This window comes from Photobacterium andalusiense (genome assembly GCF_900185625.1).
GTDB classification, from domain to species: Bacteria; Pseudomonadota; Gammaproteobacteria; order Enterobacterales; family Vibrionaceae; genus Photobacterium; species Photobacterium aquimaris.
In genome coordinates, this window is sequence record NZ_FYAJ01000017.1 from 1 (window position 1) to 23,589 (window position 23,589).

The following is a 23,589-nucleotide window of genomic DNA, read 5'->3' on the forward strand; positions in this document are numbered from 1 at the left end:
CCCGTCCGCCGCTCGTCAGCATTGATAGCAAGCTATCAATCTGTTACCGCTCGACTTGCATGTGTTAGGCCTGCCGCCAGCGTTCAATCTGAGCCATGATCAAACTCTTCAATTAAAGTTTTGTTGTTTCTTTCGAAACGGCTCAATGAATACTGACTTCAAAACTACCTTAGTAATTTTAAAGCTATTACCGCTTCTGTTTCTACAAAGAGGAACAGAATGGTAATGAATTGACTGTGCCAAATAACCGTAGTTATTTGTATTGGTCACTCAGCTCATTGATAAATCTTTCGACTTAACTATTCAACGAGTGCCCACACAGATTGCATGGTCAAATTGTTAAAGAACATTCTGACTTTCGGTAACCGCTTGCGCCGTTGTCCGTGTCAGTGAGGTCGCATTATAGGGAGATTTTATCTGCTGACAACCTTATTTTTATCATTTTTTTTCGTTCGCTCAATCATTAACCCATAACCTCATTTTGTGATAAATAAAACAGCTTTCAATATTAATAGTGATGAGTTAAGCCAAATTTCAGCCGTAAAAAAACGCCTTAGCTTATTATAGCTAAGGCGTTTATTAGTCTTGATTGGTTATTTTAGAACGCTATTTATCATTAATCTTGTTTAGCAACAATCTTATCATCGACTACAGATAGGCGAATCGGTTTACCTGGTATAAATTTACCGGATAACAAATCTTGTGCTAACGGATTCTCAATGTACTGCTGAATTGCACGTTTTAATGGACGCGCACCAAACACAGGATCGAAACCAGCATCAGAAATTAATTCTAACGCGCTCTCTTGTACATCGAGCTGGAAATCTTTTTCCGCTAAACGTTTTTCCAAGCGTGCGATCTGAATAGAAGCAATATGCTTAATGTTCTCTTTACCCAATGGGTGGAACACAACAGTTTCATCAACACGGTTAATAAACTCAGGACGGAAATGTTGACCCACAACTTCCATCACTAATGCTTTAATGCCTTCGTAATCTAAACTACCGAAGTGTTCCTGAATACGATCTGAACCTAAATTCGAGGTCATGATAATAACCGTATTACGGAAATCAACCGTACGACCTTGACCATCAGTTAAACGTCCATCATCTAATACCTGTAATAGGATATTAAATACATCAGGATGCGCTTTTTCTACTTCATCAAGTAAAATAACTGAATATGGACGACGACGAACCGCTTCAGTTAAGTAACCACCCTCTTCATAACCAACATAACCAGGAGGCGCACCTACTAAACGTGCCACTGAGTGTTTTTCCATAAACTCAGACATATCGATACGTACCATCGCATCTTCACTATCAAACATAAAATTCGCTAGTGACTTACATAATTCTGTTTTACCAACACCAGTTGGACCTAAGAATAGGAACGAACCGATTGGACGTTGTGGATCCGATAAACCAGCACGGCTACGACGAATCGCGTTGGCTACCGCTTCAACTGCTTCTTCTTGACCAATAACACGGTTATGTAATTCGTCTTCCATGCGCAATAATTTATCACGCTCACCTTCAAGCATTTTCGCAACCGGAATACCTGTCGCTTTAGAAAGCACATCCGCGATTTCGACATCAGTTACTTTATTTTTAAGTAAAGTCATATCTTGCATTTCAGCTTGAGCAGCTAAATCAAGTTGCTTTTCAAGTTCAGGAATACGACCATACTGTAATTCTGACATGCGATTTAAATCACCCGCACGACGCGCGATTTCAACATCTGTACGCGCTTGCTCAAGCTCGGTTTTAATATGCTGCGTACCTGACAATGAAGCCTTTTCTGCATTCCAAACCTCTTCAAGTTCAGAATACTCACGCTCTTTAATATCTAACTCTTCAAGTAAGTTACTTAGACGTTTTTGACTAGCATCATCACTTTCTTTTTCTAATGCTTGCTGTTCAATCTTTAATTGAATAATACGACGCTCTAAACGATCCATTGACTCTGGTTTAGAGTCAATCTGCATACGAATACTTGAAGCGGCTTCATCGATCAAATCAATCGCTTTATCGGGCAGTTGGCGATCTGAAATATAACGATGTGATAATGTCGCAGCAGCTACAATCGCAGGATCGGTGATCTCTACATGATGGTGAAGCTCATAACGCTCTTTTAAGCCACGTAAAATAGCAATGGTATCTTCAACACTTGGCTCATCCACCAGCACTTTTTGGAAACGACGTTCTAATGCGGCATCTTTTTCTAAATATTCACGATATTCATTTAAGGTTGTCGCACCGACACAATGCAGTTCGCCACGAGCAAGTGCCGGTTTTAGCATGTTACCAGCATCCATAGAGCCTTCGCCTTTACCTGCGCCGACCATAGTATGGATTTCATCAATAAACAGAATCACGCGACCATCTTCTTGAGACAGTTCGTTTAATACTGCTTTTAAACGTTCTTCAAATTCACCGCGGAATTTAGCACCGGCGATTAATGATCCCATATCTAATGAAAGTACGCGTTTATCACGTAAACCTTCTGGAACTTCGCCATTAACAATACGCTGTGCTAAACCTTCAACAATCGCTGTTTTACCGACACCGGGTTCACCAATGATCACTGGGTTGTTTTTAGTACGGCGCTGCAATACTTGAATGGTACGGCGAATTTCATCATCACGACCAATCACAGGATCTAATCGACCTTGCTCTGCACGCTCGGTTAAATCAATGGTGTACTTACTTAATGCTTGACGATTTTCTTCAGCGTTTTGGTCATCAACTTTCTGACCACCGCGAATTTGATCTATCGCTTTACCGATCTGATCGGCTTTTAAACCAAGTTCACGTAACAAATCACCTAACGGGCCTTTATCGTTATCAACAGCCGCGAGAATAAATAATTCAGAGGAAATGAATTTATCGTTGCGTTTTTGTGCCAACTTGTCGCACATATTCAGTAACGAGCCCATGCTATTTGATAGCTGAACCTCACCACCAATACCGGTCACTTTTGGAATACGCTCTAATATCTCACCCAAGCGTGAACGCAACTGAGTAGAATCTACATTCAAAAGGGTTAGTAAGGGACGTACTGTACTGCCTTCTTGGTTTAATAACGCCACCATTAGATGAGCAGGTTCAATATATTGATGATCACGTCCTAGTGCTAATGACTGTGCATCAGAAATAGCGGCTTGGAACTTACTGGTAAATCGGTCAAGACGCATAGGTCCCCCAATAATAAATTTAATAACCTGTTACTAGTTATATGGTAATTCGTGGGCGTTTTTCAAGGCTCTTAAATCGTAAAATAATGCTGCAAAAAAAGCGGGTATATTGTTAACCAATATACCCGCTCATTATTTATCGTATTCACTGTAAAATTAACGCAACCAAATCAATGAAGCTTGGCGTCCAGTGACGGCTTGACGACGATAAGAATAAAATAATTCATTATCATTAAAGGTGCAGTATTCGCCACCATAAATCGCGTCGATACCATGTTGCTGTAATCGTTGCCGCGCTAATAGATATAGATTAGCTAACCACTTATCACCATGAGCGACAAATGCTTCCGCCGCTTTAGCATTAACATCAATAAACTGCTCACGCACTTCAGTGCCAACTTCAAATGCCGTTGGACCAATTGCTGGTCCCATCCACGCCATAATATCAGCAGTAGGACAGGAAAACTTAGCAATCGCGTTATCAATGACTCCTGCAGCAAGTCCCCGCCACCCAGCATGAACAGCTGCCACTTCAGTACCTTGCTTATTACACAAGAGAACTGGCAAACAGTCAGCCGTCATGATGGCACAGGCTAAGCCAGGCACACGGGTAAAGCTGCCATCGGCATCAACAACCTCAGTTAACGGCGCAGTTAAATCAATCACAATCGGACTGTGAATTTGATTTAGCCATGCAGGCTCTGCCGTTAGCCAACAGTGATGTTTCAACAACTGGCGATTTGTCAGCACTGAACTGACATCATCCCCAACATGCAACCCCAAATTAAGTGCATCATAGGGTGCTGAACTGACACCGCCAAAGCGAGTCGTACTGACCGTTAATACATTATCTGGAGCTGGCCAGTTAGGAATAATAGTCTGCATTAATACATATCTTCGTTATTTTCAACGTTGTCTTTACGTAGAATATCAATCATCGCTACCATATCGTTAGGTAACGGCGCATGCCATTCCATTAACTCACCGGTAATTGGGTGTGATAGGCGTAACATACGTGCGTGCAATGCTTGACGATCAAATGAACGTAATGCATGAATAAATTGCTCAGATGCGTTACGTGGTGGACGAGGACGACCACCGTAAATCACATCACCAATCAACGGATGGCTCATGTAAGACATATGCACACGGATTTGGTGAGTACGACCAGTTTCTAGGCGCAATACAATTCGTGTATGTTCACGGAAACGTTCTGCGACACGGTAATGGGTGATCGCATCTTTACCTAATTCATGTACAGCCATACAAATACGCTTGGTTGCATGACGACCAATAGGTTTTTCAATCGTACCGCCACCCGTCATTTGACCTATTGCAAGCGCTTCATATTCACGGGTAATTTTACGTTTTTGTAGTGCGCGCACTAAACGTGTTTGTGCTTGAATAGTTTTAGCGACTACCATTAAGCCTGTCGTATCTTTATCTAGACGGTGCACGATACCTGCACGTGGCACTTCTGCCAATGCTGGATAATGATGCAATAGTGCATTTAGCACAGTACCATCTGGCGTACCCGCACCTGGGTGAACAACAAAATCACGTGGCTTGTTAATGACTAAAATATCATCATCTTCATAAACGATATCAAGTGGCAGATCTTGTGCAATCCAGCGAACTTCATCTTCAATTTCAGCTTGAATGAAAAGTTCTTCGCCACCCATCATTTTTGAACGAGGTTTATTGTCAATTTTACCATTAACTGAAACCATGTCTTTAAGGATCCACTCTTTGATACGAGAGCGGGAGTAATCGGGATATAATTCAGCAATAACCTGATCAAGGCGCTTGCCTAGTTGGCTTTCGCTAACTGTATTTGTTAATTCTATTTGCTGTGCCATAACGAACTTTTTTAAAAAGCGTGAGACTAATTGTCATACGCTGCGTAAAATGTACCAAGCTTAATAAAACGATGCTTGATGTAAACTAATATAATGTCATTGTATCTGTTAACGGCTCAGTCCGTAATGGATCGAGCAAAATAAAATTTTTATCAAGGAAACTGACGCCGTAATGAAACGCCTGACAATACCGACTTTACTTGCTGTAGCCTTGCTTTCAGGCTGTTCCAGTACTGAGAAAGTCATTCCTGATGTTCCGCCATCAGACTTATATTCTACTGCCCAGCAAGCATTGCAGAGTGGTAATTGGAATAATGCCATCGAGCGCTTAGAAGCAATGGACTCTCGTTATCCATTTGGCGCTTACTCAGATCAAGTACAACTCGATTTGATCTATGCCTACTACAAAAATGATGATTTAGCGTTAGCACAAGCAACAATTGCACGCTTTTTACGCTTAAATCCAACCCATCCACAAGCGGATTGGGTTATTTATATGCGTGGCTTAACGCATATGGCACAAGATCGTAGCTTTATGCATGACATGTTCAATGTTGATCGTTTTGATCGTGATCCTACCCCTTCACGCCAAGCATTTAGCGATTTTAAATACTTACTGGAACGCTTCCCTGATAGTCAGTATGACGCAGATGCAAAAGCTCGTATGGTATTTTTGAAAAACCAATTAGCTGAGTATGATCTTGCTGTTGCTGATTTTTATGTACGCCGTGAAGCATGGATTGCAGCAATCAACCGTTGCCAACAAGTACAACGTCTATACCCAGACACTAGTGCTGCGCGTAAATCGTTATTACTTGAAAAAACGGCTTATCAGAAATTGAAATTGGATAAAGAAGTTTCACGCACTGAAGCGATGATTAAACTTAATCCTGTCAAATAACACTCTAAAAACACACCAATAAAAAATGGCAGCTTAATGAGCTGCCATTTTTTTAAATTCTGTTAACAATATTTACTCACTATAGTAAGTAACAACGTAATAACAACAAATTGCTCACGCACAAAAAATGCTCAACCACTTGAAATAAAACGAATTAAATCCCTAGTTAGCACTAGCTACCAGCAATCAACATTATCCATACTGCCCTAACTTATCAGTAAATCTCAAGCATTTTTTAGAAACTTTTTTGCAACAAACCCACTTCGATCACATTTTTTTTGCTCAAAAATGACTAACGATAATTGTGTGATACAGATCACATTATAAGTTGGTAGTTTTAGTAATCTGAACTTAACCCAACGAAGGGTAGCAAACGAGGAAGATAAATATGACATTAGAAATCACTGGTAAGAACATCGATATCACCCCGGCTATCCGTGAGCGTTTTGAATTTAAATTCAATAAGTTAGAAAAACTTCAAGTGCCGCTAATCAAAAAGCATATTATGATTAGTAAAGAACCAAGCAAGCTATTTAAAATTGAAGCTTCTGTTAGCATTGCCGGCGGCCAACTTGTTGCCTCAGCAGAACATGAAGATTTGTTTGGTGCGATCACTGACCTTTACCAAAAGCTTGATCGCCAACTGAAGAAACAAGCTCACAAACCAAATTCACGCCGTGCTAGTCATAGTGAGAAACCAGCACAAGCTGAAGACACCACTGAATATGATGATGAAGTAGAGTTTGATGAAGCATAATCGTTAACGATTAAGAGGATTTAGAACAGCCCTGCTAATGCAGGGCTGTTTGCTTTGTACTTGACAATAAAATCTCCCCTGCCTAATGTGGATTGCAATGCCAACACAATAATATGCCGCTTTCATGCTCAAGAGAGCCGATCATAATAGGGATCGCTATGACCGTTAACACACATGATTCATTGGATGATATTCGCCGCAATGTCACTCGTATTGACAATACACTCCTGGCTCTTTTAGCTGAACGCCGCACATTAAGCCTTGAGGTTGCTAAAAGTAAAATAAGTACCGCTAAACCGGTGCGCGATCAGGTCCGTGAACAAGCATTATTATTACGTCTTATTGATACAGGTAAAGAGCATCAGCTCGACCCGCAATACGTCACTCAAATTTTTCATACCATCATTGAAGACTCGGTTTTATATCAACAAGCCTATTTGCAACGCTTGGTAAATCCCGAAAATGCCTTGCCAACAGCACGGGTATCATTTCTTGGTGCCAAGGGATCATACTCTCACCTTGCTAGTCGTAATTATTTCAGTCGTAAGCAAACGCAGTTAGTTGAAATAAGTTGTAGTTCTTTTCGAGATATTATCAATGAAGTCGAGACTGGCCATGCTGATTACGGTGTATTACCGATAGAAAACACCAGCTCTGGCTCTATCAATGAAGTCTATGACTTGCTGCAACACACCAGTTTATCGATTGTAGGTGAGATTACTCAACCGATAGAACACTGCTTATTAACTGCAGTTGATACTCAACTTGAGCAGATTGATACTCTTTACTCCCATCCACAACCCCACCAACAATGCAGTGAGTTCTTACACGGCATGGGAAAAATTAATCAACAATATTGTTCAAGTACAGCTGATGCAATGCTCACCGTCGCAGAGCTTAAACAACCCAATGTCGCTGCCATTGGTAATGCATCAAGTGGCGAGATCTATGGCTTAACTCCGATAAAAACCAATATCGCAAATCAACAACAAAATTTTACCCGTTTTATTGTAGTTGCTCGCAAACCCGTAAGCGTGACTTCACTTATTCCAGCTAAAACGACCCTGATTATGTCAACCGCACAAGCAGCAGGTTCATTGGTTGAATGTTTACTGGTACTACGCAACGCTAAAATTAATATGACCAAACTTGAATCTCGCCCAGTAATCGGTAACCCATGGGAAGAGATGTTTTATGTTGATGTTGAAATTAATTTAAAAGATCCACTGATGCAGCAAGTATTAGATGATCTCACTCGTTTAACCCGCTTTATTAAAGTATTAGGCTGCTACCCAAGTGAGAATGTCACGCCTACCGACGTTGATTTCATCGATTAAGACTAATTCAACTCCGTCTTACTGGATCAAAAAAGCCCGCGAACATTGCTTGTTCGCGGGCTTATTAATTTCTATTGTACTTAACAGTATTATCTTTATTTACGTCGAGTCGAATCGTTCGCCTGTCTAAGTAGTCCCTGGCTCTCGACTAAAAAATGTTGCGCATAATCACCAAACCAATGCTCAACTTGACTAAATGCCTGTTTAAACGCTGCTTTATCTTGATGTTCTAACATTTCAATTGCCTCCCCAAAACGTTGATGAAAACGTTTAATCATCGCTAAGTTTTGAGGTGCCGACATAATAATATCTGCATATAACTGCGCGTCTTGAGCAAACAAGCGTCCGACCATCGCTAATTCTAATCGGTAAATAGGCGAGCTGAGCGACATCAGTTGGTCTATTTTAGGATCTTCTTCTGCTAGATGAACCCCATAAACAAATGACGTAAAATGACGCAATGCTTGAATTAATGTCATTCCCTGATCATGTTCAATCGCACTAATACGATTTAATGATGCGCCCCAAATCTGAATCTGTTCCAGCAACCATTGGTAGCTTTCTGGATTACGCCCATCACAGTAAACAACCACTTGCTTAGCCAAACTTGGAATATCAGGACCAAACATTGGATGTAAACCAACAACAGGCCCAGAGTGCACTTCTAGCATTGCTTGCAAAGGGCCACTTTTAACTGACGTTAGATCGGTAAGGATACAATCCTCAGGTAGTTGACCTAACTTAGCAATAATGGCTTCCGTCATATGAATTGGGACAGAAACAACCACCATTCCAGCATCATGTAAGATTTCATCAGCACGATGCCAATCATCACGGCCTAAAATACGCACCTGATAACCAGATAACTCAAACATCCGTTGAAATAATTGCCCTAATTGACCATGACCACCAACAATCACAATCGGACGCAATTGCGGGTTAAGACATTTAAAGCCTGAATCATTCTCACTTGAATATGACTCACGCATGGTTCGCCGTAACACATCCTCAATAAGATCAGCAGGAACCCCTTTTGATTCTGCTTCTTGACGACGAGATGCCAACATTGCCGCTTCACGATCAGGGGCATAAATAGGTAATCCATGCTGGCTTTTAACCACCCCAACTTGTTCAACTAATGCTAAACGGCGAGCTAATAACTCCACCATTTGACGATCAACTTCGTCTATTTGATCTCTTAATAGGCTTAACTCAGCAACCATGACTTTTGACATCCGTATTTATCCCGTTGCAACTATAGTGCAAAGAGTTATTTAATTCTATTTTGTAAAAAAGGCACTAACTCTTGATGTGCTTTGCGTAATAGCTGTTCTGTAGTATCCCAGCTAATACATGCATCAGTAATCGACACTCCATAAGCCATATCTTTTAACGGCAAATCGGCACTTTGATTGCCCTCATTAAGGTGACTTTCAATCATTAAACCAATAATAGAACGATTACCTTCACGAATTTGATGAATGGCATCAGTTGCCACTAATGGCTGACGACGATAGTCTTTCAAAGAGTTAGCATGACTGCAGTCTATCATTAACGAAGGCATAAGACCTGCTGCTGTCATTTCGTTTTCACACTCAGCGACAGAGACAGAATCATAATTAGTCTGTTTACCACCACGTAAAATAACATGGCCATCTGGGTTACCTTGAGTTGCTAATAAAGCCACTTGACCATCTGGGTTAATCCCCATGAATTTATGCCCAGAAGCAGCTGCTTGCATTGCATTAATTGCGGTAGCTAAACTACCATCAGTACCATTTTTAAAGCCGACAGGAACCGATAAGCCACTAGCCATTTCACGGTGCGTTTGTGATTCAGTGGTCCGTGCCCCAATCGCAGCCCAACTAAATAAGTCACCTAAATATTGCGGGCTAATCGGATCAAGCGCTTCAGTTGCAACCGGGATCCCCGCCTCGACCAAGTCAATTAATAGCTGACGTCCAATATGTAACCCTTCTTCAACTTCAAACGAACCATCAAGATAAGGATCATTGATTAATCCTTTCCAACCTACTGTAGTACGTGGCTTTTCAAAATAAACCCGCATCACAATATAAAGTTGATCATCTAGTTCTGCTGCAAGTTGCTTTAATTTTTCGGCATAGACTTTGGCTTGTTCAACATCATGAATTGAACACGGTCCACACACAACTAATAAGCGATGATCACGTTGATGAATAATATTGGCAATGGTTTGGCGAGATTGTTCAATAAAGGCTAGTGCTTTGTTAGAAACTGCCATCTTGTTTTTCAATTGAGCCGGGGTAATAAGTACTGATTCTTCCGCAATATGAATATTATTTAAGCCATCTTTTTCCATGAGTCATCCCTGTAAGTAATAGATATTCTTCAACCAACATAACAATTGCAGCACCACCATTGCAACAACTTGTAAACATAAAATTCCATATGTAAATATTTATTTACAACAACTGCAATTACAATACTAAGACCAATAATGACTGACTTATCGCAACTCATTAGAAGAGCAAAATACCTCAGTACCTATACCACATAAAAAATGTGCCTATGTTAACAGTTCTAGTAAAGCATCCTTAATGAATGTTAATGCATATCACATTCATAACATTATCTTAAGAAGCAAAAAAATGAAACTACTACACTAGCCGCCAACTACAGTTATGCGATTTTATTAAGTCACCACTTTAGATAGCGAGGATATATATGGCGTGGTTTTTACTCTGTGTTGCAGCCCTAATTGGCGGCTATTTTATTTATGGTAGCTTTATTGAAAAGGTATTTGGTATTAAGACCAACCGCCAAACCCCGGCCTATACCAAACAAGATGGTGTTGATTATGTCCCTATGTCCAACAACAAAGTCTACTTGGTACAACTATTAAATATTGCTGGCGTTGGGCCGATCTTTGGTCCGATTATGGGCGCATTATACGGCCCTGCAGCGATGTTATGGATTGTGTTAGGTTGTATTTTTGCAGGTGCAGTCCATGATTACTTCTCGGGCATGCTCTCTGTTCGTAATGGTGGTGCTTCAGTACCGACACTTACTGGACGCTACTTGGGTAACGGTGCAAAACATTTTATGAATATCTTTGCTATCGTACTGTTACTGCTTGTTGGAGTGGTATTCGTATCAGCACCAGCAGGAATGATCACTAATCTGATTAATGATCAGACCAGCCTCAATGTCTCAATGACGACCATGGTCGTGATTATTTTTGGTTACTATATTTTAGCGACTATCGTGCCTGTAGATAAAATTATTGGCCGTTTTTATCCTTTCTTTGGCGCGCTACTGATTTTTATGTCAGTTGGCCTTATTACCGCGATTGGTATTTCAGATGAACACCAATTATTAGGCGGTTTTGAAATCAGTCACATGTTCACTAACATGAATCCTAATGACTTACCGTTATGGCCAGCACTGTTTATTACTATTGCTTGTGGCGCAATTTCAGGCTTTCACGCCACTCAATCACCGCTAATGGCACGCTGTATTGAGAATGAGCAAAATGGTCGTTTTATCTTTTATGGTGCAATGATTGGTGAAGGTATCATCGCCCTTATCTGGTGTGCGCTAGCATTATCATTCTTTGGCTCTATTGAAGCTTTATCTGAAGCGGTAGCCAATGGCGGTCCAGGTAATGTAGTTTATAGTTCGTCATTTGGACTATTAGGCGTCTTTGGTGGCATTATTGCGTTTCTTGGGGTAGTCATTCTACCGATAACTTCAGGCGACACTGCTTTCCGTTCAAGCCGGTTAATTTTGGCTGAATATTTCAATATGGATCAAAAGCCATTACGTAATCGCTTATTAATGGCTATGCCATTGTTTGTGTTAGGCGCAATTTTAACTCAAGTCGATTTTGCCATTATTTGGCGTTATTTTGGCTTTGCTAACCAAACCACTGCCGTAATGATGTTATGGACAGCATCAGCTTATCTACTTCGTCTTGATAAATTACATTGGGTAGCCACCATTCCGGCTATGTTTATGACCACAGTTTGTATTTGTTTTATTCTTAACAATGATCAATTGGGCTTTGGCTTACCAATGACGGTTTCAACAGTTATCGCCATGATTGCAACCAGCATTATCACGGTGATGATCATCAAAAAATCACAAGGTAAAGGCGTGATTGATATTGATACTGATGAAGTTGAACCAACCAGCACACCATTCGCATCAAAAAGCTGATATTCAGAATTAATATACAAAATAAGTGTATGAAAAAACCAGTGTTCACCACTGGTTTTTTATGCACCTTTATTGATATCAATCAAACCAAAACCAATTAATATCTATATTAAGAATAACTTAACATTAAGATCAAAAAGAATGAATTTTTAAACATTCAAGCATTCTTTAATCTATAAAAATGATGTTCTTTTTATAGTGCTTAATCATGCAAAACCCTCCTAAGAATAATATTGTTACTAGCAATGATAACCAGCATGACACGGTATTAGTGTCATTAGTCGGAGCTGGACCTGGTGACCCAGAGCTACTCACTGTTAAAGCTTTAAACTGCATTCTCAATGCCGATATTATTTTGTATGACTTCCTTGTTTCGCCAGAAATCATTGATCTATTTCCTAAGCAAAGTCACGCTATTGCTGTTGGTAAACGTTGTAATGGGCAAGCGACCTCACAGCAAACTATCAATGAGCTATTACTCAAATATGCTAGAAAAGGCAAAAGAGTATGCCGCCTAAAAGGCGGGGATCCATTTATTTTTGGCCGTGGTGGAGAAGAAGCACTCTTTCTAGAACAACATAATATCCAGTATGTCATTATCCCTGGTATTACTGCTGCAATGGGGTGCTGTAGTTATAGCGGTATTCCATTAACCCATCGCCAAGTTTCACGTGGATTTACAGCGATAACTGCACATAGTCAAAAAGATACTCATCAAATTAATTGGCAAGCATTAGTCGAATTACAGCATAGCTTAGTTTTTTATATGGGGCTTAATCGAGCTGAGCAAATTGCAATACAATTAATGCTTCATGGTATGCCAGCATCAACTCCTGTCGCCATTATTAGCCAAGGTACAACACCAAGCCAAAGTCAGCTCATCACCTCTTTAGCTCAGCTCCCCGAACAACTTACGAAGCATACTCTACCAAGTCCCGCACTTATCGTGGTTGGCGATGTAATTACCTATCACCATCAAATCCACAACACTTTGCTTCGTGATATCAAATGTTACTAACACAGGCTACTAATTATGGAAAAATATCTCAGTATAGATGAGTTGAATGACGTCTTTCGTCAGCTCGGCTCGCAATACAAAATTATGGCACCCGCCTATGAGCACTTTGGCGGCCGTTTTGCTCACACCGATAACCTAGTTTACCAAGAAGTGAAATCAGCAGAACAAATCGTGTGGAAGAAAAAATCTCATTTTTCACCTAAAGAAGTGGTACTGCCTATCACTGAAACCCTGTTCTACTTTAATGGTGATGAATTAAGAGAGTCCCATATCGATCCAAGACCGACCCTACTTTTCCTTCGTAGCTGTGATATTCATGCGTTGAAGCGTCTTGATTATATGTATTTGAAAAATGGTGGTAATGCAGATTACTACTACGAAATGAAACGTAAAAAACTCAAGCTTATTCTGCTCGAATGTCGTTCAAGTTTTGAGAACTGTTTCTGTGTTTCAATGGGTACCAACCAAACTGACAATTACGATGCTGCAGTTCGATTTAGTGATAATGGTGTTCATATTCACATCAACGATAATAGCTTAAAAACGCTATTTGAAACCGTTGGTACAGAAACGGACTATCAACCACAATTTGTTCAGTCTAACCCAACAACAGTACGGACTCCTGACCAAGTGTGTGATGATCCTAACCTCATCAGACAGATCCTACAAAACGATTCAAGCTGGGCACAATACAACAGCCGCTGTATTGGTTGCGGTCGTTGTACTACCTCTTGTCCAACGTGTAGTTGCCACAGCATCTTTGATGTTGCTTATGATGAAAATCCAACTCAAGGTGAGCGCCGCCGTCAACAAGCCAGCTGTATGACAGGTGACTTTACCAACATGGCTGGCGGTCATAAATTCCGTGAAAAAACCGGTGAGCGTTTACGTTATCGTGCGCTGCATAAAGTTAATGACTACAAGGCACGTGAAGGTACTAACCATATGTGTGTCGGTTGTGGTCGTTGTGATGATCGCTGCCCACAATATATTTCTTTTACTACCATCGTTAATCGTATGACCGATATTGTCGAACAACACCTCATTGATCGTCAAAAGGAGAAAGCTGATGTCTAGTCAAGCAACCACTCACCAATGTAGCTGCGGTGATCATAAAAATATTCTACTTCCAAAAGCTTATCCTATTTTGGCTATCACTAAACACACTGAACTTGAATGGAACTTTCGTGTTGCTAAAGATTTTGACGCCAAACTAGGGCAATTTGTTGAAGTCTCGCTCCCCATGGTGGGTGAAGCGCCAATTTCAGTATCTGACTGCGGTGATAATTACGTTGATTTATTGATTCGAAATGTCGGTAAAGTAACCAATCGCCTATTTGAACTCAATGTCGGTGACAATGTTTGGATGCGTGGCGTTCATGGTAATGGTTATCCAATAGAGCACTATCACCATCGCCACCTAATTATTATCGCTGGCGGAACGGGTGTTGCTCCAGTTAAAGGTCTAATGCGTCACTTCTCTGAACACCCACAAAAAGTGAACGGTATGGATATGATCCTCGGCTTTAAAAATAAAGAGGCTGTTTTATACCGTGATGAAATGCCATTATGGCGTGAACGTCAAAACCTCATCACCACCTTAGATGAAGGTGAAAAAGATGAAGAATTTCATCTTGGTTTAGTTACCGCACATATCGACAAACTAGATCTGTCTGATCTCGCTAATACCCAAGCAATTGTGGTTGGCCCACCGATTATGATCAAATTTGCAGTACAAGCACTGTTAAAAGAAGGCCTCACCAAACAACAAATTTGGGTCGATTACGAACGCCGTATGGCTTGTGCCGTTGGTAAATGTGGCCACTGTCGTATGGGCGAAAAATACGTCTGTATTGATGGCCCTGTATTTCGTTTTGATGAAGCTGAGAATTTGGTCGATTAGGAGAACATCATGGGATTAGATATCGATATCATTAAAACTCGTGCTAAAGGTGACTATCGCCTATCAAAAGTACGTGGTGAGTGCATGATAAGTGTACGTATTCCCGGCGGTATTATGCCTGCTTATTTATTATCAACAGCGCAGCATATCGCAGAGAAATACGGCAATGGGATCATCCATTTAACAACACGTCAAAAACTTGCGATGCCTGGAATACGCTATCAAAATATCGCTAAAGTGAATGCCGCATTAGAGCCATTTCTAAAAGATATTACAGTTGAGTTATGTGGTATTGAGATTGAAGATACCAAAGTGGGTTACCAAAGTATTGCCGGACGTAACATTGTCGCTTGCCAAGGTAGCCGTATTTGCCAAAAAGCAAATACCGATACTACGGGTTTAGCACAACGACTAGAACACCATATCTATCCACAACCTTACCACTTAAAGTTAGTATTAGCTGGTTGTCCTAACGACTGTGCAAAAGCCAATATGGCTGACTTTGGTATTTTAGGTATAGCTAAAATTAACTTTACACCAGAACGCTGTATTGGTTGCGGCGCTTGTGTGCGTGCTTGTCAACATCATGCAGTTAACTGTTTATCATTGAAAAATGGTAAAGCGGTGAAAGAAGAGAGTAAATGTATTGGCTGTGGTGAGTGTGTATTAGCTTGCCCAACATTGGCATGGCAACGCGATTCTAAACAACTTTATATGGTTAAACTTGGTGGACGGACATCAAAGAAAACACCGCGTGTAGGTAAAACGTTTTTAAACTGGGTCACAGAAGATGTAATTCATCAAGTGATCAGTAACTTACTTGAATTTGAAAAAGAAATGCTTGAAGGCACACCTATTTACCTTCATATGGGCCACTTAATTGACCGAGCAGGCTATCACAAATTCAAAGAGCGTGTATTACGCGAAGTAACATTAAATCCAGAAGCACAAGTTGCAGAACGTATTTACTGGTCAGAAGAAGAATATGTTGCCAATATTCATCTCACCTCAAACAATCATTGATTGTGTGATTGTATAACCAAAAAAAAGCCCACCATGAAGGTGGGCTTTTCGATAAACGTCAGACGCTTATTATTTCTTAGTAAGCTTCTCGCGGATACGTGCTGATTTACCAGAACGCTCACGTAGGTAGTACAACTTGGCACGACGTACTGCACCACGACGTTTAACAGTAATGCTATCAACTACTGGAGAGTGAGTTTGGAACGCACGCTCAACGCCTTCACCGTTCGAGATTTTACGAACAGTAAATGCTGAATGTAGACCACGGTTACGGATTGCGATTACAACGCCTTCAAAAGCCTGTAGACGCTCACGGTCACCTTCTTTTACCTTAACTTGAACAACAACAGTGTCACCTGGTGCGAAAGTTGGTAGGTCTGTTTTTAGTTGCTCTTGCTCAAGAGCTTTAATGATGTTACTCATTTGGTATATACCCTAGAATAAACTGATACTAATTTAATTAAATGCTTGCTTTATATTCGCGAATAAATTCCGCGAGCAAGAATTCCTGATCGTCAGTCAGAGCTAGGTTTTCCAGGAGCTCTGGTCTTCTCAGCCATGTACGGCCTAACGATTGCTTTAATCGCCAGCGACTAATCTCTTTATGATTGCCAGACATTAATACCGCAGGTACTTCTTGTCCGTCCAACAATTCAGGTCTGGTGTAATGAGGACAATCTAACCAACCATTTGCAAAAGAATCTTCTTCTGCTGACGCAAAATCACCCAGTACGCCCGGAACAAACCGAACCACTGCATCAATTAGCGTCATGGCGGGTAATTCGCCACCCGTTAACACAAAATCACCGATAGACCATTCTTCGTCTACCTCTTGTTGAATAATGCGCTCATCAACCCCTTCATAGCGACCACAAATAAGAATCAGATTCTCATTTTGAGCCAACTCCTCAACACCAGCTTGATCCAGCTTACGGCCTTGAGGTGAAAGGTAGATTACTTTAGCCGAACCTTTTGCAGACTTTTTAGCAGTATGAATAGCATCGCGCAAAGGCTGCACCATCATTAACATGCCCGGTCCACCACCGTACGGTCGATCATCCACCGTCCGATGTTTGTCATGCGTAAAATCACGAGGATTCCACGTATCAACAGTCAAAAGGCCTTTTTTTACCGCCTGGCCTGTTACCCCAAAATTGGTAATGGAAGAGAACATGTCAGGAAAAAGACTGATTACTCCAACCCACATATGTTCACTCGCTTAATTTACCTAGAGGTTAAAAGTCAGGATCCCAGTCAACTTCGATCCGCTGAGCAGTGCGATCAATCAACTTGATGACCTGCTCATCGAGGAACGGGATTAAACGTTCCTTCTGTCCGAAAGCATCTTTTAGATTCGCCTTCACAACTAACACATCGTTTGAACCTGTTTCCAGGATATCAGTGACTTTACCTAGGTCGTAACCTTCGGTGGTGACAACTGACATACCAAACAATTCACGCCAGTAAAATTCTTCATCTGACAGTGCGGGTAGTTGATCAGCCAAAACTGCTACTTCTGCATTAGTGAAAACTTGAGCATCCTCGCGGATATCCATGCCTTCTAGCTTAGCAACAAGACCTTGGCCGTGACGTTTCCATGATTCAACATGGATTTCTTTCCACTCACCTTTGATTTTAATCATCCAAGGAGTGTAGGAAAAGATACTTTCAGATTGTTCGGTGTAGGAAAAAACTTTGAGCCAACCCTTGATACCGTAGGTGGCACCCAGTTTACCGACAATAATGTGGTCTTGGTCTTTTATACTCATCGTTTTTCTCTGTACCTAATTAGCACTAATTAAGCTGCAGTTTTAGCTGCGTCTTTGATTAGTTTAGCTACACGGTCAGTCGTAGATGCGCCTTGACCTAACCAGTGGTTTACGCGATCTAGATCTAAACGTAAACGCTCTTCTTGACCCTTAGCTAGTGGGTTGAAGAAACCGATTTGCTCGATGTTTGCGCCGTCACGTGGAGCACGTGAGTCAGCAACAACGATTTGATAGAATGGACGCTTCTTAGCGCCGTGACGTGCCAAACGAATGGTTACCATATCGTCCTCTTTGCATTACTGTAAAATAAATGACCCCGCTATAATAACGAGGTCCGTGCCAAAATAAAGCCTCGGAATTTTACCCTTTGGAGCGGCGAATGCAACTGCTTTAGTTACTTTTTCACCGTTTAAGTAGAATAAAAGCTTTAAAACCATTAAAAATCAGACTATTAGCGTCCTGGGAACATACCGCCACCAGGCATCATGCCTTTCATTTGGCGCATCATATTCTTCATTCCGCCCTTTTGCATCTTTTTCATCATCTTTTGCATCTGGGTAAATTGCTTCAATAGACGGTTTACATCTTGTACTTGAGTACCAGAACCGGCAGCAATACGTTTCTTTCGTGAGCCCTTTATAAGCTCAGGTCGAGCACGTTCACCCTTGGTCATTGAGTTAATGATAGCTTCCATTTGGACGAAGATTTTATCATCAACTTTATCTTTCATATCACCTGGTAATTGTGACATCCCTGGCAGCTTATCAAGCATACCCATCATGCCACCCATGTTTTTCATTTGCTGAAGCTGACTACGGAAATCTTCAAGATCAAAGCCTTTTTTATCTTTAAATTTCTTGGCTAATTTCTCTGCTTCTTTTTTATCAACGTTACGTTCTAGATCTTCGATCAACGATAAAACGTCGCCCATACCTAAAATACGTGAAGCAACACGATCGGGATGGAACGGTTCTAGAGCATCAGTTTTTTCACCAATACCTAAAAATTTAATTGGCTTACCAGTAATGTGGCGTACAGATAACGCTGCACCACCACGCGCATCACCATCAACCTTGGTTAAGATAACACCGGTCAGTGGTAAGGCATCATTAAATGCTTTGGCGGTATTCGCCGCATCTTGACCCGTCATGGCATCAACCACGAACAGCGTTTCGACTGGATTTAATGCTTTATGGACGTCTTTAATTTCATCCATCATTTCTTCATCGACATGCAAACGACCTGCAGTATCGACAATCACTACGTCATAGAACTTGGTTTTACCGTGCTCTAATGCAGCTTTTACAATGGTTAGTGGTTTTTGCTCAACCGTTGAAGGAAAGAAATCTACACCCACATCAGCAGCTAGCGTTTCTAACTGCTTGATTGCCGCAGGACGGTAAACGTCGGCAGACACAACCAAGACTTTCTTTTTATCACGCTCTTTTAAGAGCTTACCTAGTTTACCAACACTGGTGGTTTTACCCGCACCTTGAAGGCCGGCCATTAAGATCACTGCCGGTGGTTGGCAACTTAAATCAAGCGCTTCATTACCTTCACCCATAACAGCTTCAAGCTCAGCTTGAACGATTTTAATAAACTCTTGGCCAGGGGTAAGGCTTTTTGATACTTCAGTGCCAACAGCTCGCTCTTTGACGCGCTTAACAAATTCACGAACTACAGGTAACGCAACGTCGGCTTCGAGTAATGCCATCCGAACTTCACGCAAAGTATCCTTTATATTGTCATCCGTAAGACGACCACGGCCGCTGACATTTTTTAGCGTTCGCGATAAACGCTCGGTTAAATTTTCGAACATGTGGTGCTACTCGCTCGTTACGCAACTCAATCAAAAATTGCAAAATTATTAAAATTGCTACAAGTATACCGCAAAAAAGCTTGGTCTTTCATGTAAACCCACAGCTCTTTTTGGGATTACATTGGCGACGAAGGTTTGAGCAGGGTATAATTGCTGCTTCTAAATATTAAAAATAGCTATTCGTTACTAAAGGAGCTATCTGGTTGACTATGGACATGCTAATTGCCATCCCTGCAGTATGCTTTTATATCATTGCATTACTGCTTGTTGTCCCAGGGCTTACCAGTAATAACGGCATTAAAACCCAACCGGTGTTTATTACTGCCATTATTGCTATTGCCTTACACTTGCTATTACTTAAAGATCTTATCTTTGGAGCATCAGGCCAAAACCTTAGCATCCTTAACGTTGCATCACTGATTAGCGTTATTGTTGCCAGTTTAACCACGTTTGCAATCTTAAAAATGCGGATTTGGTTTTTATTACCGGTTGTTTATAGTTTCGCAGCCATTAATTTATTTGCTGCTACTATGCTACCGGGTGCTTTTATTACCCATTTAGAAGCACAACCGCAAGCATTAATCCATATTTCTCTGGCATTGTTCTCATATTCAACCTTAATGATAGCGACGCTGTACGCGTTACAACTGGCTTGGCTTGATCATAAGTTAAAGCGCAAAAAAAGCTTACAGATTAATCCTAACATTCCACCATTAATGATGGTAGAGCGCCAACTTTTCAAGATCATTATTGTCGGTTATGGTTTATTAACTGTCACTTTAATCAGTGGCTACTTTTTTATTGGCGACATTATTGCTCAAGGCAAAGCCCATAAAGCGGTCTTATCCTTGCTTGCTTGGATTATTTACAGCGTATTATTATGGGGTCATTACCGTCAAGGATGGCGTGGACGTAAAGTGGTTTGGTTTAGCTTAGCCGGTGCATTTTTACTGACATTAGCCTATTTCGGTAGCCGTTTTGTCAAAGAAGTTATCATTGGTAGCTAGTTAAGCTGCAACGACGAATTTTATTGCTACACTTGTTTTTATAATTACTACTGTTTTATACATTATTGTTTAGTTATTCAATGACTAACAATACTTGGTTAATCTGTTAAGGACTGCCCCTTTGGACCAAATTTCCACAGGCTTATTATTTGCTTTACTCGCTCTTATGATCATCATTTCAGCTTATTTTTCAAGCTCTGAAACCGGAATGATGACCCTCAATCGCTATAAGTTGCGCCATCTTGCCAGTCAAGGCCATAAAGGGGCTCAACGCGTTGAGAAACTTCTTTCACGTACTGATCGTTTATTAGGTTTAATTCTGATCGGTAACAACTTAGTTAACATTATTGCATCGGCAATTGCGACCATTATTGGTATGCGTCTCTATGGTGATGCAGGCGTAGCTATTGCAACTGCCGTTTTGACCATTGTTATTTTGGTGTTTGCGGAAGTAACACCAAAAACTGTTGCCGCTCTACACCCTGAAAAAATATCTTACGCTAGTAGCATATTACTGAATATTTTAATGAAGCTACTCTATCCATTAGTGTGGTTTGTTAATGGCATAACAAATGGCTTCTTGTTTATTCTCGGTGTCAAAAAAAATAACGATAGCGCTTCAAATATTAACTCAGAAGAATTACGTACTATTGTTAACGAAGCAGGTTCTCTAATTCCTCGTCGTCACCAAGATATGCTGCTCTCAATTCTTGATTTAGAAAATGTCACCGTGGAAGATCTCATGATTCCACGTAATGAAATTGCAGCGATCAATGTCAATGACGATTGGAAATCGATTGTGCGTCAGTTAAGCCACTCTGCACATGGACGAATTGTGTTATATCGCGACAACATTGATGAAGTGGTTGGTATGCTTCGTGTACGTGAAGCTTACCGTTTAATGATGGATAAAAATGATTTCAGTAAAGAGAACTTACTCCGTGCTGCTGATGAAGTGTATTTCATCCCTGAAGGCACACCGCTCAATATTCAATTACTAAAATTCCAACGCAATAAAGAGCGCATTGGTCTAATTGTGGATGAGTACGGCGATATTCAAGGTTTGATCACCGTTGAAGATATTTTAGAAGAGATCGTAGGTGAATTTACTACTTCAATTGCACCAACACTGGCAGAAGAAATTACCCAACAAAAAGACGGTAGCCTATTGATTGAAGGTAGTGCCAATATTCGTGATTTAAATAAGAGCTTGAATTGGCAACTTCCCACTGATGGTCCACGGACATTAAACGGCTTTATTCTTGAACATTTAGAATATATTCCAGAAGAAAAAGTTAAAGTAGATATTAATGGCCACAAAATGGAAATTATTGATGTTTCTGGCAATATGATTAAGTTAGTTAAAGTGTTACCTACACACAGCACCACTGACGTTGATACTGAAACTGACACCGAGCAAGAGACTCAATCGCCAAGCACCAATAATTAACCGCTGATCTGTCTCAATAAAAAAGCCACCCCGTGATTTTTACACTGGGTGGCTTTTTTACTCTTAAAGCAACGGCTTATTTAACCTGTAATTGTTGTAATATCGTATCAGGCAGCGCCAGAGCATCGTTTTTATTAACCTCGATGCCAGCATCAATAATCGCTGTTGCAATCGCTTTTGCTTCATCAAGTGAATGCATATTATAAGTACCACATTGATACTCATTGAGCTCAGGGATCTGCGCCTGAGTTTCAACCGCCAACACATCTGTCATTGCCGCTAACCATGCGCTGGCAACCTGTGGTTCTGTCGGCGAACCAATTAAACTCATATAGAAACCAGTACGGCAGCCCATAGGTGAAATATCAATAATTTCGACCGTGTCAGAATTTAAATGCTGGCGCATAAATCCAGCATACAAATGCTCTAAAGTATGAATACCACGCTCGCTGAGAATATCAGCATTGGGGCGACAAAAACGTAAATCAAACACGGTAATAGTATCACCGCTAGGGGTTTGCATGGTCTTTGCGATCCTGACTGCAGGTGCATGCATTTTGGTGTGATCGACAGTAAAGCTATCAAGTAATGGCATTGCTTACTTCTCCTTGTCTAAATAAAAATAACGCCTAACACTTCCGTTATATAGTGCTACTTACAACTAACCTACCACCAACTTTTATTGGCATCGAGCTCTTTTCGGCATTGCTTTAACTGCCAACCGTAATTTTTCGATTGCTGTTCAACCTTACGTGCTACTTTCATTAGCCACGGTTTACGGCGATAGGTGCCACGCTTATAACCACCACGTCCATCGTGATAGGCTAGATACTGAGCATAGGCATTCCATTTAGAAACACCTAATTGACGCTGGGTTTCATGGGTATACCAGCCAATAAATTGCATCGCATCACCAAAATCACTACGTGAGCCACCATGGCCAGTATGCTTTTGAAAGTCAGACCAGGCTGGATCTTGTGCCTGTGCATAACCATAAGCACTACTTACTCGGCCCCATGGAATAAAGCCCAACATATAATCTTTTGGTGGTAACGCATCGTGACGATAACTACTTTCTTGTTTCATAATCGCCATCGCAACATTTATCGGTGTGCCCCACTTTTGCTGCATATCAACAGCATCTTCATACCAATCTGGATATTGTCTAAATATACTGCATAAATTTGATTGATTGCTTGGTGGCGGTGTTGCACAACCACTGACAATCACAGTTACAACAGTCAGCATCAACAACCGTACACGTAATCGCATTATTGTTCCTATCTTATTAACAATGAATATAGATCAAAAAAAAGCTGACACTTAAAAGTGTCAGCTTCATACCATGAC

The 23,589-nt window shown here is 40.9% G+C and carries 22 protein-coding genes and 1 rRNA gene; 10 read left to right on the forward strand and 13 right to left on the reverse strand.

What is annotated here, in order from left to right; genetic code table 11:
- The 4 genes from PAND9192_RS19600 to rluD form a co-directional block, all read right to left on the reverse strand.
- A 16S ribosomal RNA gene (locus PAND9192_RS19600) occupies positions 1–115 on the reverse strand; the annotation flags it as partial.
- Between the two features lie 501 nt (positions 116–616).
- Positions 617–3,196 (reverse strand): ATP-dependent chaperone ClpB, encoded by a 2,580-nt coding sequence (gene clpB / locus PAND9192_RS19605; RefSeq protein ID WP_087855068.1) that lies wholly within the window; start codon positions 3,194–3,196, stop codon positions 617–619.
- Between the two features lie 156 nt (positions 3,197–3,352).
- A complete protein-coding gene (gene pgeF, locus PAND9192_RS19610) occupies positions 3,353–4,081 on the reverse strand; it encodes a peptidoglycan editing factor PgeF (protein WP_087855069.1) in 729 nt (242 codons plus the stop codon).
- A complete protein-coding gene (gene rluD, locus PAND9192_RS19615; protein WP_087855070.1) occupies positions 4,081–5,055 on the reverse strand; it encodes a 23S rRNA pseudouridine(1911/1915/1917) synthase RluD in 975 nt (324 codons plus the stop codon). Before rluD ends, pgeF begins: the two co-directional genes overlap by 1 nt.
- A gap of 172 nt (positions 5,056–5,227) precedes the next feature.
- Between rluD and bamD the strand changes: the two genes are divergently transcribed.
- From bamD to pheA, 3 genes are all read left to right on the forward strand, one after another.
- Entirely contained in the window at positions 5,228–5,956 is a 729-nt protein-coding gene (gene bamD, locus PAND9192_RS19620) for an outer membrane protein assembly factor BamD (protein WP_087821253.1), read from the forward strand.
- A 388-nt stretch (positions 5,957–6,344) separates the two neighbouring features.
- A complete protein-coding gene (gene hpf / locus PAND9192_RS19625) occupies positions 6,345–6,713 on the forward strand; it encodes a ribosome hibernation-promoting factor, HPF/YfiA family (protein WP_087855071.1) in 369 nt (122 codons plus the stop codon).
- Between the two features lie 158 nt (positions 6,714–6,871).
- Complete coding sequence (pheA, locus tag PAND9192_RS19630) at positions 6,872–8,050, forward strand: prephenate dehydratase (protein ID WP_087855072.1); 1,179 nt, start codon at positions 6,872–6,874, stop codon at positions 8,048–8,050.
- Positions 8,051–8,145: 95 nt separating this feature from the next.
- Here pheA and tyrA read toward each other — a convergent pair whose 3' ends face one another.
- Together tyrA and PAND9192_RS19640 are read right to left on the reverse strand one after the other, a co-directional pair.
- On the reverse strand, positions 8,146–9,273 hold the full coding sequence (gene tyrA / locus PAND9192_RS19635; RefSeq protein ID WP_087855085.1) for a bifunctional chorismate mutase/prephenate dehydrogenase: 1,128 nt from the start codon (positions 9,271–9,273) through the stop codon (positions 8,146–8,148).
- A gap of 47 nt (positions 9,274–9,320) precedes the next feature.
- Positions 9,321–10,391, reverse strand: a complete 1,071-nt coding sequence (locus PAND9192_RS19640) for a 3-deoxy-7-phosphoheptulonate synthase (RefSeq protein WP_087855073.1) — start codon at positions 10,389–10,391, stop codon at positions 9,321–9,323.
- A 365-nt stretch (positions 10,392–10,756) separates the two neighbouring features.
- Between PAND9192_RS19640 and PAND9192_RS19645 the strand changes: the two genes are divergently transcribed.
- The 5 genes from PAND9192_RS19645 (at position 10,757) to asrC (ending at position 16,194) form a co-directional block, all read left to right on the forward strand.
- Complete coding sequence (locus PAND9192_RS19645; protein ID WP_087855074.1) at positions 10,757–12,250, forward strand: carbon starvation CstA family protein; 1,494 nt, start codon at positions 10,757–10,759, stop codon at positions 12,248–12,250.
- 208 nt (positions 12,251–12,458) lie between these two features.
- Positions 12,459–13,268, forward strand: a complete 810-nt coding sequence (gene cobA, locus PAND9192_RS19650) for a uroporphyrinogen-III C-methyltransferase (protein WP_234999229.1) — start codon at positions 12,459–12,461, stop codon at positions 13,266–13,268.
- A 15-nt stretch (positions 13,269–13,283) separates the two neighbouring features.
- The gene (gene asrA / locus PAND9192_RS19655) at positions 13,284–14,345 is read left to right on the forward strand and encodes an anaerobic sulfite reductase subunit AsrA (protein WP_087855075.1); all 1,062 of its coding nucleotides are present in this window, start codon (positions 13,284–13,286) and stop codon (positions 14,343–14,345) included.
- The gene (gene asrB / locus PAND9192_RS19660; protein WP_087855076.1) at positions 14,338–15,171 is read left to right on the forward strand and encodes an anaerobic sulfite reductase subunit AsrB; all 834 of its coding nucleotides are present in this window, start codon (positions 14,338–14,340) and stop codon (positions 15,169–15,171) included. The genes asrA and asrB overlap by 8 nt, the downstream gene beginning before the upstream one ends.
- Positions 15,172–15,180: 9 nt before the next feature.
- Complete coding sequence (gene asrC / locus PAND9192_RS19665; protein ID WP_087855077.1) at positions 15,181–16,194, forward strand: sulfite reductase subunit C; 1,014 nt, start codon at positions 15,181–15,183, stop codon at positions 16,192–16,194.
- Positions 16,195–16,263: 69 nt separating this feature from the next.
- Here the strand turns inward: asrC and rplS are convergent, their stop codons facing one another.
- From rplS to ffh, 5 genes are all read right to left on the reverse strand, one after another.
- A complete protein-coding gene (gene rplS, locus PAND9192_RS19670) occupies positions 16,264–16,617 on the reverse strand; it encodes a 50S ribosomal protein L19 (RefSeq protein ID WP_036793356.1) in 354 nt (117 codons plus the stop codon).
- A 37-nt stretch (positions 16,618–16,654) separates the two neighbouring features.
- Complete coding sequence (trmD, locus tag PAND9192_RS19675; RefSeq protein WP_061000715.1) at positions 16,655–17,401, reverse strand: tRNA (guanosine(37)-N1)-methyltransferase TrmD; 747 nt, start codon at positions 17,399–17,401, stop codon at positions 16,655–16,657.
- Positions 17,402–17,429: 28 nt separating this feature from the next.
- The gene (gene rimM, locus PAND9192_RS19680; protein ID WP_061000713.1) at positions 17,430–17,963 is read right to left on the reverse strand and encodes a ribosome maturation factor RimM; all 534 of its coding nucleotides are present in this window, start codon (positions 17,961–17,963) and stop codon (positions 17,430–17,432) included.
- A 29-nt stretch (positions 17,964–17,992) separates the two neighbouring features.
- Positions 17,993–18,244 (reverse strand): 30S ribosomal protein S16, encoded by a 252-nt coding sequence (gene rpsP, locus PAND9192_RS19685; RefSeq protein ID WP_061000710.1) that lies wholly within the window; start codon positions 18,242–18,244, stop codon positions 17,993–17,995.
- Positions 18,245–18,414: 170 nt separating this feature from the next.
- Positions 18,415–19,782, reverse strand: coding sequence for a signal recognition particle protein (ffh, locus tag PAND9192_RS19690; protein ID WP_061000708.1), 1,368 nt, complete (start codon positions 19,780–19,782; stop codon positions 18,415–18,417).
- A 209-nt stretch (positions 19,783–19,991) separates the two neighbouring features.
- On the opposite strand from ffh, the gene PAND9192_RS19695 reads away from it, so the two are divergent.
- Together PAND9192_RS19695 and PAND9192_RS19700 are read left to right on the forward strand one after the other, a co-directional pair.
- Positions 19,992–20,789 carry a cytochrome C assembly family protein gene (locus tag PAND9192_RS19695; protein WP_087855078.1) on the forward strand — a complete coding sequence of 266 codons (798 nt, stop codon included), beginning with the start codon at positions 19,992–19,994 and terminating at the stop codon, positions 20,787–20,789.
- A gap of 121 nt (positions 20,790–20,910) precedes the next feature.
- A complete protein-coding gene (locus PAND9192_RS19700) occupies positions 20,911–22,239 on the forward strand; it encodes an HlyC/CorC family transporter (RefSeq protein ID WP_087855079.1) in 1,329 nt (442 codons plus the stop codon).
- Positions 22,240–22,315: 76 nt separating this feature from the next.
- On the opposite strand, the gene luxS is transcribed toward PAND9192_RS19700, so the two are convergent.
- Both luxS and PAND9192_RS19710 read right to left on the reverse strand, forming a co-directional pair.
- Positions 22,316–22,834, reverse strand: a complete 519-nt coding sequence (gene luxS / locus PAND9192_RS19705) for an S-ribosylhomocysteine lyase (RefSeq protein ID WP_087855080.1) — start codon at positions 22,832–22,834, stop codon at positions 22,316–22,318.
- A 71-nt stretch (positions 22,835–22,905) separates the two neighbouring features.
- Positions 22,906–23,511, reverse strand: coding sequence for a transglycosylase SLT domain-containing protein (locus PAND9192_RS19710; RefSeq protein ID WP_087855081.1), 606 nt, complete (start codon positions 23,509–23,511; stop codon positions 22,906–22,908).
- Between the last annotated feature and the right edge of the window lie 78 nt (positions 23,512–23,589).

Excerpts from the sequence above, each read along its gene's own strand:
- PAND9192_RS19640 (WP_087855073.1), bottom strand. The coding sequence starts at position 10,391 with ATGGAAAAAGATGGCTTAAATAATATTCATATTGCGGAAGAATCAGTA.
- rpsP (WP_061000710.1), bottom strand. The coding sequence starts at position 18,244 with ATGGTAACCATTCGTTTGGCACGTCACGGCGCTAAGAAGCGTCCATTC.
- asrA (WP_087855075.1), top strand. The coding sequence starts at position 13,284 with ATGGAAAAATATCTCAGTATAGATGAGTTGAATGACGTCTTTCGTCAG.
- rluD (WP_087855070.1), bottom strand. The coding sequence starts at position 5,055 with ATGGCACAGCAAATAGAATTAACAAATACAGTTAGCGAAAGCCAACTA.
- rplS (WP_036793356.1), bottom strand. The coding sequence starts at position 16,617 with ATGAGTAACATCATTAAAGCTCTTGAGCAAGAGCAACTAAAAACAGAC.
- ffh (WP_061000708.1), bottom strand. The coding sequence starts at position 19,782 with ATGTTCGAAAATTTAACCGAGCGTTTATCGCGAACGCTAAAAAATGTC.
- asrB (WP_087855076.1), top strand. The coding sequence starts at position 14,338 with ATGTCTAGTCAAGCAACCACTCACCAATGTAGCTGCGGTGATCATAAA.
- luxS (WP_087855080.1), bottom strand. The coding sequence starts at position 22,834 with ATGCCATTACTTGATAGCTTTACTGTCGATCACACCAAAATGCATGCA.
- trmD (WP_061000715.1), bottom strand. The coding sequence starts at position 17,401 with ATGTGGGTTGGAGTAATCAGTCTTTTTCCTGACATGTTCTCTTCCATT.
- PAND9192_RS19710 (WP_087855081.1), bottom strand. The coding sequence starts at position 23,511 with ATGCGATTACGTGTACGGTTGTTGATGCTGACTGTTGTAACTGTGATT.
- pheA (WP_087855072.1), top strand. The coding sequence starts at position 6,872 with ATGACCGTTAACACACATGATTCATTGGATGATATTCGCCGCAATGTC.
- cobA (WP_234999229.1), top strand. The coding sequence starts at position 12,459 with ATGCAAAACCCTCCTAAGAATAATATTGTTACTAGCAATGATAACCAG.
- bamD (WP_087821253.1), top strand. The coding sequence starts at position 5,228 with ATGAAACGCCTGACAATACCGACTTTACTTGCTGTAGCCTTGCTTTCA.
- tyrA (WP_087855085.1), bottom strand. The coding sequence starts at position 9,273 with ATGGTTGCTGAGTTAAGCCTATTAAGAGATCAAATAGACGAAGTTGAT.
- rimM (WP_061000713.1), bottom strand. The coding sequence starts at position 17,963 with ATGAGTATAAAAGACCAAGACCACATTATTGTCGGTAAACTGGGTGCC.
- PAND9192_RS19645 (WP_087855074.1), top strand. The coding sequence starts at position 10,757 with ATGGCGTGGTTTTTACTCTGTGTTGCAGCCCTAATTGGCGGCTATTTT.
- pgeF (WP_087855069.1), bottom strand. The coding sequence starts at position 4,081 with ATGCAGACTATTATTCCTAACTGGCCAGCTCCAGATAATGTATTAACG.
- PAND9192_RS19695 (WP_087855078.1), top strand. The coding sequence starts at position 19,992 with ATGGACATGCTAATTGCCATCCCTGCAGTATGCTTTTATATCATTGCA.
- hpf (WP_087855071.1), top strand. The coding sequence starts at position 6,345 with ATGACATTAGAAATCACTGGTAAGAACATCGATATCACCCCGGCTATC.
- clpB (WP_087855068.1), bottom strand. The coding sequence starts at position 3,196 with ATGCGTCTTGACCGATTTACCAGTAAGTTCCAAGCCGCTATTTCTGAT.
- asrC (WP_087855077.1), top strand. The coding sequence starts at position 15,181 with ATGGGATTAGATATCGATATCATTAAAACTCGTGCTAAAGGTGACTAT.